This window comes from Streptomyces oceani (assembly GCF_001751245.1).
GTDB lineage: Bacteria > Actinomycetota > Actinomycetes > Streptomycetales > Streptomycetaceae > Streptomyces > Streptomyces oceani.
Genome location: NZ_LJGU01000159.1, coordinates 17,048 through 28,705, shown reverse-complemented (window position 1 = coordinate 28,705; position 11,658 = coordinate 17,048). Strand labels below are relative to the sequence as shown.

2 protein-coding genes are annotated in these 11,658 nt (G+C 75.8%); both read left to right on the top strand.

The genetic code is table 11. The annotated features are described in order from the left end of the window. Nucleotides 1-7,220: type I polyketide synthase (locus tag AN216_RS25300; protein WP_139140993.1), on the top strand; the 7,220-nt coding region annotated here is incomplete at its 5' end. Between the two features lie 10 nt (nt 7,221-7,230). Continuing rightward, nucleotides 7,231-11,658 (top strand): type I polyketide synthase (locus AN216_RS29835; protein WP_420855800.1); only part of this gene is annotated, 4,428 nt, incomplete at its 3' end.

The following is an 11,658-nucleotide window of genomic DNA, read 5'->3' as shown; positions in this document are numbered from 1 at the left end:
CAGCAGAGGGCCAACTGGCCCTCCGCGCCGGCACGGTGCTGCTGCCCAGGCTGGCCTCGGCCCGTACCGGCGAGGCGCTCGTCCCGCCGGCGGGTACGGACGGTTGGCTGCTGGCCCAGGGTGCGGGCGGCAGCCTCGACGACCTGTCCCTCGTGCCGCACCCGGACGCGTGCGAGCCGCTGGCGGAGGGTGAGATACGGGTCGCCGTGCGCGCCGCCGGACTCAATTTCCGGGACGTGCTGATCTCCCTGGGCATGTACCCGGGTGCCGCCAACATGGGCAACGAGGGCGCCGGTACGGTGCTGGAGACCGGCCCCGGCGTCACCGGACTCGCCGTCGGAGACCGCGTGATGGGCCTGATACCGGGCGCCTTCGGGCCGCTGGCCGTCGTCGACCGGCGGCTGGTCACCCGGGTGCCGGACGGCTGGACCTTCGAACAGGCCGCCACCACCCCGATGGTCTTCCTCACCGCCTACTACGCGCTGCGCGACCTCGGCGCCCTGGAGCCCGGCGAACGCGTCCTGGTGCACGCGGCGGCCGGCGGCGTCGGCATGGCGGCCGTACGGCTCGCGCGACACCTCGGTGCCGAGGTCTACGGCACCGCGAGCGAGGGCAAGTGGGAGGTGCTGCGCGAGCTGGGACTCGACGAGGAGCACCTCGCCTCCTCCCGGGACAGCGGCTTCGAGCAGCGGTTCGGCGAGGCCACCTCAGGCGCGGGCGTCGACGTCGTGCTGGACGCGCTCGCCGGCGAACTCGTCGACGCCGGGCTGCGGTTGCTGCCGCGTGGCGGCCGGTTCCTGGAGATGGGCAAGACCGACGTACGCGACGCCGAGCAGGTCGCCCGGGACCACGAGGGCGTCGCGTACCGCGCCTTCGACCTGTGGGAGGCCGGGCACGACCGGATCGGCGGCATGCTGGCGGAGCTGGCCGAACTGTTCGACGCGGGCCACCTGAGCCCGCTGCCCGTACGCGCCTGGGACATCCGGCACGCCCCGGAGGCGTTCCGGCACATGAGCCAGGCCCGGCACGTCGGCAAGCTGGTGCTCACCCTCCCGACCGGCTGGGACCCGGAGGGCACGGTGCTCGTCACCGGCGGCACCGGCACCCTCGGCGCACAGCTGGCCCGGCACCTGGTCGTCCGGCACGGCGTACGCCACCTGCTGCTCACCAGCCGGCGTGGCCCGGACGCGCCCGGGGCGGCGGAACTGACCGCCGAGCTGCGGGAGATGGGCGCCGAGGCGCGGATCGCCGCCTGCGACGCCGCGGACCGGGACGCGCTGGCCGCGCTGCTTGGGGACATCCCGGCGGACCGGCCGCTGCGCGCGGTGGTGCACACCGCGGGCGTGCTGGACGACGGCGTGTTCGGCGCGCTCAGCCAGGAGCGGCTGGCGGGCGTGCTGCGGCCGAAGACCGACGCGGCCTGGCACCTGCACGAACTGACCCGGGACCAGGATCTGACGGCCTTCGTGCTGTTCTCCTCGATCGCCGGGTTGCTCGGTGGCGCCGGCCAGGCCAACTACGCCGCCGCGAACGCCGCCCTGGACGGGCTCGCCCAGCACCGGCACGCCCTGGGCCTGCCGGCGGTCTCGCTGGCCTGGGGCCTGTGGGGCGAACACAGCGGCATCACCGGCCAGTTGCGGGACGAGGACCTGGCGCGGATCGCCGCCTCCGGACTGCCCGCACTGAGCACCGAGCACGCGCTGCGGCTGTTCGACACCGCGCTGGTCACCGACGAGCCGGTGCTCGCGCCCGTACGCCTGGACCTGCCCACGCTGCGCAAGCAGGCCACCGCCGGGCGGCTCACGCCGCTGCTGCGTGGCCTGGTACGGGTCACGGCGCGCCGTACGGCCGCCGCCGGCGGAGCCGCCGAGGGCGGCGAACTGGCACGCACACTCGCCGGGTTGACCGCCGCCGAGCAGGAGCGGCTGCTGAGCCGTACGGTACGCGCACGGGCCGCGGCGATCCTCGGCTACCCGGACGCCGAGGCGGTCGGGGCCGAGCAGGCGTTCAAGGACCTGGGCTTCGACTCGCTGACCGCCGTCGAACTGCGCAACCAACTGGGCGCCGCGACCGGGCTGCGGCTGTCCGCGACCCTGGTCTTCGACCACCCCCGGCCGGTGGAACTGGCCCGGCACCTGCGCGACCAACTCGTGGAGACCGTCGCCGAGGCGGCTCCCACGGTGACGGGACCGCGGGCGGTCGAGGACGACGACCCGATCGTCATCGTCGGCATGGCCTGCCGCTACCCGGGCGGCGTGGAGTCCCCCGAGGACCTGTGGCGGCTGGTCGCCGAGGGCGGCGACGCCATCTCCGCCTTCCCCACCGACCGTGGCTGGCACCTTTCCGGCATGCCCGAGGGGCAGGGCGGATTCCTGTACGACGCGGGCCGGTTCGACCGTTCGCTGTTCGGCATCAGCCCGCGCGAGGCGCTGGCGATGGACCCGCAGCAGCGGCTGCTGCTGGAGACCTCCTGGGAGGTCTTCGAGCGCACCGGCATCGACCCGCAGTCCGTCAAGGGCAGCCGCACCGGGGTGTTCGTCGGCGCCATGGGCTCCGGCTACGGCGCCGGGCTGACCAGCATCCCGGACGGCATGGAGGGCTACCTCGGCACCGGCGTGTCCGGCAGCGTGATCTCCGGCCGGGTCGCGTACACCTTCGGGCTGGAGGGCCCGGCGGTCACCGTCGACACGGCCTGCTCCTCCTCGCTGGTCGCGCTGCACATGGCCGCGCAGTCGCTGCGGCAGGGCGAGAGCGGCATGGCGCTGGCCGGCGGGGTGACCGTGATGGCGACCCCCGGCACCTTCGGCGAGTTCAGCAAGCAGAGCGGGCTGGCCGGCGACTGGCGCTGCAAGGCCTTCTCCGCGGACGCGGACGGCACCAGCTTCTCCGAGGGGGTCGGCGTGCTGCTGCTGCGCCGCCGGTCCGACGCGGAGCGGGACGGGCAGCGCGTACTGGCCGTGCTGCGCGGCTCGGCGGTCAACCAGGACGGTGCCTCCAACGGTCTCACCGCGCCCAGCGGGCCGTCCCAACAGCGCGCCATCCGTGAGGCGCTGGCCGCGGCCCGGCTGGAACCGGCCGAGGTGGACGCGATGGAGGCGCACGGCACGGGCACCTCGCTCGGCGACCCGATCGAGGCGCAGGCGCTGCTGGCCACCTACGGGCAGGGCAGGGCGGAGGACCAGCCCTTGTGGCTGGGCTCGGCGAAGTCCAACCTGGGGCACACCCAGGCGGCGGCCGGGGTGGCCGGCGTGATCAAGATGGTGCAGGCGATGGAGCACCAGGAGCTGCCGCGTACCCTGCACGTCGACGAGCCCTCGGAACACATCGACTGGTCGGCGGGCCGGGTGGAACTGCTCACCGAGGCGCGCGCCTGGCCGCGTACGGACCTGCCACGTCGCGCCGGTGTCTCGTCCTTCGGGATCAGCGGCACCAACGCGCACGTGGTGCTGGAGGAGGGGCCGGCCGCCGTGGCGGTCGAGCCCGCCACCGCGCCGGCCGACGCGTCCACCGAGCCGGGCGCCGAACCGGCTGCTGAGCCGGGCGACGCCGTGCTGCTGCCGTTGTACGGCCGCACCGCCGAGGCCCTGCGCGGCCAGGCCAAGCGGCTGCGCACCCACCTCAGCGCGTCCGAGGGGCGCCCCCGACTCCCGGACCTGGGCTGGTCGCTGGCCACCACCCGCGGCGTGCTCGACCACCGCGCGGTGGTCGTCGCGGCGGACCACGAGGAGCTGCGGTCCGCCCTGGACGCCCTCGCCCAGGAAGACCAGGGCGCCGACGCCGCGCGGCTCGCCCAGCTGCCGCAGGTCGTGCGGGGCGACGGTGCCGCGAGCGCCCGCACCGCCTTCCTGTTCACCGGGCAGGGCGCCCAACGCCCCGGTATGGGACGCGAGTTGCACGCCCGCTTCGCCGCGTACGCGCACGCCTTCGACGAGGTGTGCGCCGAGCTCGACCGGCACCTCGAACTGGACGGCCCCCCACTGCGCGAGGTGGTCCTCGCCGAGCCGGACACCGACGAGGCCGCGCTGCTGGACCGTACGGCCTGGACCCAGGCGTCGCTGTTCGCCGTGGAGACCGCGCTGTACGCCCTCGTACGCTCCTGGGGCGTACGCCCCGACGCGCTGCTCGGCCACTCCATCGGCGGGCTGACCGCCGCCTACGTCGCCGGGGTGTGGACGCTGCCGGACGCCTGCCGGCTGGTCGCCGCGCGCGGCCGGCTGATGCAGGCGCTGCCCGAGGGCGGCGCGATGACCGCCGTACAGGCCACCGAGGAGGAGGCGCTGGCGGCGCTGGAGGGCCACACCGAGCGGGTCTCGCTGGCCGCCGTCAACGGCCCGATGGCCACGGTGCTCTCCGGTGACGCGGAAGTGGTCGCCGAGATCGCCGGCGGCTTCGCCGCCCAGGGCCGGAAGGTGCGCGAGCTGCGGGTCAGCCACGCCTTCCACTCGCCGCGCATGGACGCCATGCTGGACGACTTCGCGCGGGTCGCCGCCAGCGTCGACTACGCCGCGCCCGTCCTGCCGGTGGTCTCCGACCGCACCGGCGCCCTCGCCACCGCGGAGGAGCTGTGCTCGCCGGACCACTGGGTCCGGCAGGTGCGGGAGGCCGTGCGGTTCGGGGACGGCGTACGCACGCTGGCCGAGGACGGCGTACGGGCGTTCGTGGAGCTGGGCCCGGACAGCGCGCTGACCGCCATGGCGCTGGACAACCTCGCCGCTACCGGCGCGCCCAGCACCGCCGTGCCGCTGCTGCGCCGGGACCGGCAGGAGGCCCGTACGGCGCTGCTGGCCGTCGCCACCCTGCACACGCGGGGCGCGGAGACGGACCTGGCCGGCACGTACGCGGACATCCCGACGCGTCGGGTCGACCTGCCCACGTACGCCTTCCAGCGGAGCCGCTTCTGGCTGGAGCCGGAGACCGCGGAAACCCCGACGCCGGCCGGCGCCGGTGGGTCCGGGGAGGGCTCGGCGGCGGACGAGGCGTTCTGGTCGGCCGTCGAGCGGGCCGACGTGGCCGGGCTGTCGGCCCAGCTGGCGCTCGGCGCGCCGCCGGTCGCGGGTGACGAGCCGGCGGACGGCGACGCCGCGCTGAGTCGGCTGCTGCCCGCGCTCGCCTCCTGGCGCCGTCGCGAGCAGGACCGCGCGACGCTCAACTCCTGGCAGTACCAGATCAGTTGGCGACCAGCCGGCGGGACCACCGGGTCCACCCTGGCCGGCGACTGGCTGCTGCCGGTGCCGGCTGCGCTCGCCGACACCGACTGGGTCGCCACCGTCACCGGCGCCCTGCACGCGCACGGGACGCGGGTGCGCCCCGTACCGCTGGACGCGAGCGTCGCCACGGACCGTACGGCGCTGACCGAACTGCTGCGCGAACTGACCGAGGAGCACGGCGCCCCCGCCGGGGTGCTGTCGCTGCTGGCGCTGGCCGAACCGGGCCACGACACGGACACCGGCATCGAGGCGTCGGCCGCCCTCGCTGCGGCTGACGCCGGTCCGGCTGTCGCCACCACCACGCTGTTGCAGGCGCTGTCCGACCTCGGTGTGGACGCCCCGCTGTGGTGCGTCACCCGCGGCGCGCTCGCCGTACATCCCGGGGAGTACGTGTCGGCGCCCGCACAGGCCGCCGTCTGGGGTCTCGGCCGGGTCGCCGCGCTCGAACACCCCCGGCTCTGGGGCGGCCTGGTCGATCTGCCGCCGCGGCTGGACGAGCGTACGGCCGAGCGGCTGTGCGCCGCCCTGGACGGGCTGCGCGCGGAGCCGACCGGCGCCGTAGAGGACCAGCTGGCGGTACGGTCCGCCGGCCTCTTCGCCCGCCGGCTCGAGCGGGTCGCGGCACCAGCGGCCGGCGGGGACGGGGACGAGCCCTGGACCTGCTCCGGTACGGCCCTCGTCACCGGCGGTACGGGCGCCCTCGGCGCGCGGGTGGCGCACTGGCTGGTGGAGCGGGGAGCCGAACACCTGCTGCTGGTCAGTCGCGGCGGCTCGGCGGCGCCCGGAGCCGCCGAGCTGGAGGCCGAACTGGCCGCCACCGGCGCCCGGGTGACCCTCGCCGCCTGCGACGCCGCGGACCGCGACGCGCTGTCCGCGCTGCTCGCCGAGCACCCGGTCGACCTGGTCGTACACGCCGCGGGGGTGCTGGACGACGGGCCGATCGACGGGCTCACCCCGGACAGCCTGGCCACCGTGCTGCGCGCCAAGCAGACCGCCGCGCGGCACCTGCACGAGCTGACCCGGGACCGGCAGCTGTCGGCCTTCGTGCTGTTCTCCTCGATCGCCGGCTCCGTCGGCTCCGCCGGGCAGGCCAACTACGCCGCGGCCAACGCCTGCCTGGACGCCCTCGCCCAGCTGCGGCACGCCGAGGGGCTGCCCGCCACAACCGTCTCCTGGGGCCCCTGGTCCGGCAGCGGCATGGCCACCGACCCCCGGGTGACCGAACGGATGAGCCGGGCCGGCACCAATCCCCTCGACCCTCAGCGGGCGTTGGCGGCGCTGGAGGAGACGCTGCGCCGCGGGGCCACCGCCCGCACCGTCGCGGACCTCGACTGGTCCCGGTACGCCCCAGGGCTCACCGCGCTGCGGCCCAGCCCGCTGCTGTCCGCGCTGCCGGAGGTGGCCGCGCTCGGCACGCTCGGCTCGGCCCGGGACGGCTTGGACGGCGAGGCCGGCGGCGACCAGCTGCGTGCCGAACTGTCCGGCGGGGGCCCGCAGGAGCAGGAGCGGGTCCTGGTGCGGCTGGTTCGTACGCAGGTCGCCGGGGTGCTGGGTCACCAGGAACTGGACGAGATCGGGCCGCGGAAGCCGTTCAGCTCGCTCGGCTTCGACTCGCTGATGGCGGTCGAACTCCGCAACCGGCTGGGACTGGCCACCGGCCTGCAACTGCCCGCCACCCTGCTGTACGACCACCCCTCCGCCCAGGAGCTGGCGGCGCACCTGCGCGGCCAGCTGGTGACCGACGGCACCGGCGGCGAGCCCGTACTGGCCGAACTCGACCGGCTGGAGGAGGCGTTGGCGGCGGTCCCGGAGGACGACGCGCAGCGTTCCCGGATCGGCGCCCGGCTGCGTACGCTGCTCACCCAGTGGAACGGCGAGATCCCTGGTGGCTCGGGCGGTTCCGCCGGCGGGGAGGCACCGGCGGGGGACTCCCGGGACGTCCAGGAACGGATCAGCTCCGCGGGGGCGGACGAGATCTTCGACTTCATCGAGAACGACCTCGGCATCTCGTAGCCGCGAGGACGTGCCCTCGTGCTCACCTGCCCGCGGGCGAGCGAGGACGTGGGCACGTGAGCACGCGAGACACCGGGACACACAGGAGCGGACAGCGGACATGCGCGACGAAGAGAAGATCCTCGACTATCTCCGTAAGGTCACCGCCGACCTGCACAGCACGCGGCAGCGGCTGGCCGCGGCGGAGGCCCGCAACCGGGAGCCGGTCGCTATCGTCGCCATGGGCTGCCGCTTTCCCGGCGGTGCCGAGAGCCCCGAGGAGCTGTGGCGGCTGCTTGCCGCCGGCACCGACGCGATGTCCCCCTGGCCCGCCGACCGGGGCTGGGACCTGGACGGGCTGTACGACCCGGAGCCGGGCACCCCCGGGAAGGCGTACACCAGGATGGGCGGGTTCCTGGAGGGAGCCGGGGAGTTCGACGCCGGCTTCTTCGGGATCGCCCCGCGCGAGGCGCTCGGGATGGACCCGCAGCAGCGGCTGCTGCTGGAGACCTCCTGGGAGGCCGTCGAGCGGGCCGGCATCGACCCGGCGAGCCTGAAGGGCAGCCGCACCGGCGTGTTCGCCGGCACCAACCTGCAGGACTACCCGAGCCTGTTGGCCGCCGCCCAGGACCCGGAGGCGCAGGACAGCGTCGGCAACTCGCCGAGCGTGGTCTCCGGCCGCATCTCGTACACCCTGGGTCTGGAGGGGCCGGCGGTATCCGTGGACACCGCCTGCTCCTCCTCGCTGGTGGCGCTGCATCTCGCGATCCAGGCGCTGCGGTCGGGCGAGTGCGACCTGGCGCTGGCCGGTGGCGCCACGGTGATGTCCACGCCGGGGGTGTTCCTGGAGTTCAGCCGGCAGCGTGGGCTGGCCCCGGACGGCCGGTGCAAGGCGTTTTCGGACGACGCGGACGGCACCGGCTGGGGCGAGGGCGCCGGGATGCTGCTGGTGGAGCGGCTGTCCGACGCGCGGGCGAACGGGCACCCGGTGCTGGCGGTCGTACGCGGCTCGGCGGTCAACCAGGACGGCGCCTCCAACGGGCTGACCGCGCCCAGCGGCCCCTCCCAGCAACGGGTCATCTGGCAGGCGCTGGACGGCGCGGAGTTGGCGCCCGGCGACGTCGACGCGGTGGAGGCACACGGCACCGGCACGACCCTGGGTGACCCGATCGAGGCGCAGGCTTTGCTGGCCACCTACGGCCAGGACCGGCCGGCGGATCGGCCGCTGTGGCTGGGCTCCGTGAAGTCCAACCTCGGCCACACCCAGGCCGCCGCCGGCGTCGCCGGGGTGATCAAGATGGTGCTGGCCATGCGGTACGGCACGCTGCCGCGCACCCTGCACCTGACCGAGCCCTCCAGCCATGTCGACTGGTCGGCGGGCGGCGTACGCCTGCTGGACCAGGCCGAGCGGTGGCCGGAGTTGGAGCGTCCGCGCCGCGCGGCGGTGTCCTCCTTCGGGGTCAGCGGGACGAACGCGCACCTGATCCTGGAACAGCCGGAGCCGGAGCCGGAGCCGGAGCCGGAGCCGGAGGCAGCGTCGTCGGACCCCGCCCCCGCTCCGGCCGCCGAGTCCCAGGCGGGTCAGCGGGCGGCGGAACCGACCGCGCGTACGGCCGAGCCGCCGGTGCTGCCCTTCCCGGTGTCCGGCCGCACCGCCGCCGGGCTGCGCGCCCAGGCCGCCCGGCTGCGTACGGCCCTGGGCGGCACGCCCGCCGAGGAGCGGTCGCCGCTCGGCGACCTGGCCTGGTCGCTGGCCACCGGTCGTACGGCCTTCGACCACCGCGCCGTGCTGCTCGCCCGCGACCGGCCGGAACTGCTGCGCGGTCTGGACGGCCTGGCCGAGGACACGCCCACCGCGGGCGTGGTGCGGGGCGCCAGCGCCTCGGACGACCGCACGGTCCTCGTCTTCCCCGGCCAGGGCCCGCAGTGGGACGGCATGGCGGCCCGACTCGCGGAGGAGGACACGGAGTTCGACGCGGCGCTGACCGAGACCGCCGGTGCGGTGGAGGAGTTCACCGACTGGTCGGTGCGGGAGGTGCTCGCCGGCGCCCCGGGCGCGCCCGGCCTGGACCGGGTGGACGTGGTGCAGCCGGCGCTGTTCGCCGTGAACGTCGCGCTGGCCCGGCTGTGGCAGGCCCGTGGCGTACGGCCCGCCGCCGTGGTCGGGCACAGCCAGGGGGAGATCGCCGCGGCCTGTGTGGCGGGCGTGCTCTCGCTGCGGGACGCTGCCCGGGTGGTCGTGCACCGCAGCCGCGCTATCACCGGGATAGCCGGCCCCGGCGGCATGCTCTCGGTGCCGCTGCCGCGCGCCGAGGTCGAGGCGCTGCTGCCGGACCGGCACGACGAGCGGTCGGGCGAACAGTCCGGCGAAAGCGCCGAGTTGGCTATCGCCGCCGTCAACGGCCCGCGGTCCGTCGTACTCTCCGGCGCGGCGACGGCGCTGGACGCACTCGGCGCCGACCTCACCGAGCGGGGCGTACGCGCCAAGCGGGTCAGTGTCGACTACGCCTCGCACTCCTCCGACGTCGAGCGTATCCGCGAGACCCTGCTGACCGAGCTGGCGACCGTCCAACCAGGCCGCGCCGCCATCCCCTTCTTCTCCACCCTCACCGCGGACTGGGCCGACGGCGAGGGCATGGACGCCGACTACTGGTACCGCAACCTGCGCGGCACCGTCCGCTTCGAGGACGCCGTGCACACGCTGGCCACCCGCGAGGGCTTCCGGGTCTTCGTGGAGTCCGGCCCGCACCCCGTGCTGGCCCCCGCCGTACGGGACACCCTGGAGGCGGCCGGCATCCTCGACGCCGCCGTGGTGGGCACGTTGCGCCGGGACGAGGGTGGTGCCGAGCGGTTCCTCGCCTCGCTGGCCGAACTCTTCGCGCACGGCGGCCCGGTGGACTGGGCCGCGGTGCACGCGGCGTACGGGCCGGCCGCGCACGGGCCCGGGCGGACCGCAGGCCGCCGCGTGGAGCTGCCCACCTACGCCTTCCAACGCCGCACCTACTGGCCGACGTTCAGCCAGCCCACCGGATCCGCCGGGACCGGCGCCGCCGAGGCCGCCGCCGACGAGCCGTTCTGGGCGGCTGTGAGCGAGGGCGACCCGGACGCCCTGGCCCGCACGCTGGACGCCGACCCGGCCACCGTGGCGGCGCTGCTGCCCGCGCTCTCCGGCTACCGCGAGCGCGGCGTCCGTACGGCCGAGGTGGACGCCTGGCGCTACCGCGTCGTGTGGCGGCCGGTCAGTGCCTCCGGCGCCGCTCCGCTGCCGTACGGCCGCTGGCTGGTGCCGGTGGCCGAGGACCGTACGGACACCGAGCGGTGCGCGGCCGTGCTGGACGCGCTGCGGACTGCCGGGGCCCGGCCGGTCCTCGTCCCGTTGCCGCACGGCGCCGGGCGGGAGGCGACCGTGGCGGCGCTGCGTACGGCGCTGGCCGACTCAGGCGCGGCTGACCCGGCCGACATCGGTGCGGCCGACCCGGGCGCGGCGGACACGGGCGCGGCGGACACGGGTGCGGCGGACACGGGCGCCGACGTGCCCCCCGTCACCGGCGTGCTCTCCCTGCTGAGCACCGACGAACGCCCGTATGCAGACGGCCAGTTGCCCGTCTGTTACGCAGTCTCGCTGCTCCTCGTCCAGGCCCTGGAGGAGCTGGACGTGCGCGCGCCGGTGTGGTTCGCCACCCGGGGCGCGGTGGCCACCGAGCCCGACACTCCCGTCGACTCGCTGTCCCAGTCCCTCGTATGGGGCTTCGGCCGGGTCGTCGCCGTGGAACAGCCGGAGCGCTGGGGCGGCCTGATCGACCTGCCGGAGCGCTGGGACGAGCGCGCGGCCACCCGGTTCACCGCCGCGCTGGCCGGTATCGGGCACGAGGACCAACTCGCCGTCCGCTCGGCCGGCGTGCTGGCGCGGCGGCTCGTACGGGCCGGCACCGGCGGTCTCGCGCCCGCCCGGCACTGGACCCCGAGCGGCACCGTGCTGGTGACCGGCGGCACCGGGGCGCTCGGCCGGGAGGTCGCCCGCTGGCTCGCCGCGTGCGGCGCGCCGCGCCTGCTGCTGCTCAGCCGGCAGGGCCCGGACGCCGAGGGCGTGGCCGAACTCGTACACGAGCTTGCCGAGTCCGGCACCGAGGCGGAGGCGTTCGCCTGTGACATCGCGGACCGCGAGCAGTTGCGGGAGGCCCTGGCGACGGTTCCGGACACCGCCCCGCTGACGGCCGTCGTGCACGCCGCCGCCGTGCTGGACGACGGCGTCATCAGCACCATGGACCCCGCCCGGCTGGAGGCGGTGCTGCGGGTCAAGGTGGGCGGCGCGCTGCACCTGGACGCGCTCACCCGCGAGCTGGACCTGTCGGCCTTCGTGCTCTTCTCCTCCACCTCCGGCGTGCTCGGCGGCCCCGGACACGCCAACTACGCCCCCGGGAACGCCCTGTTGGACGCGCTGGCGCAGCGGCGCCGCGCC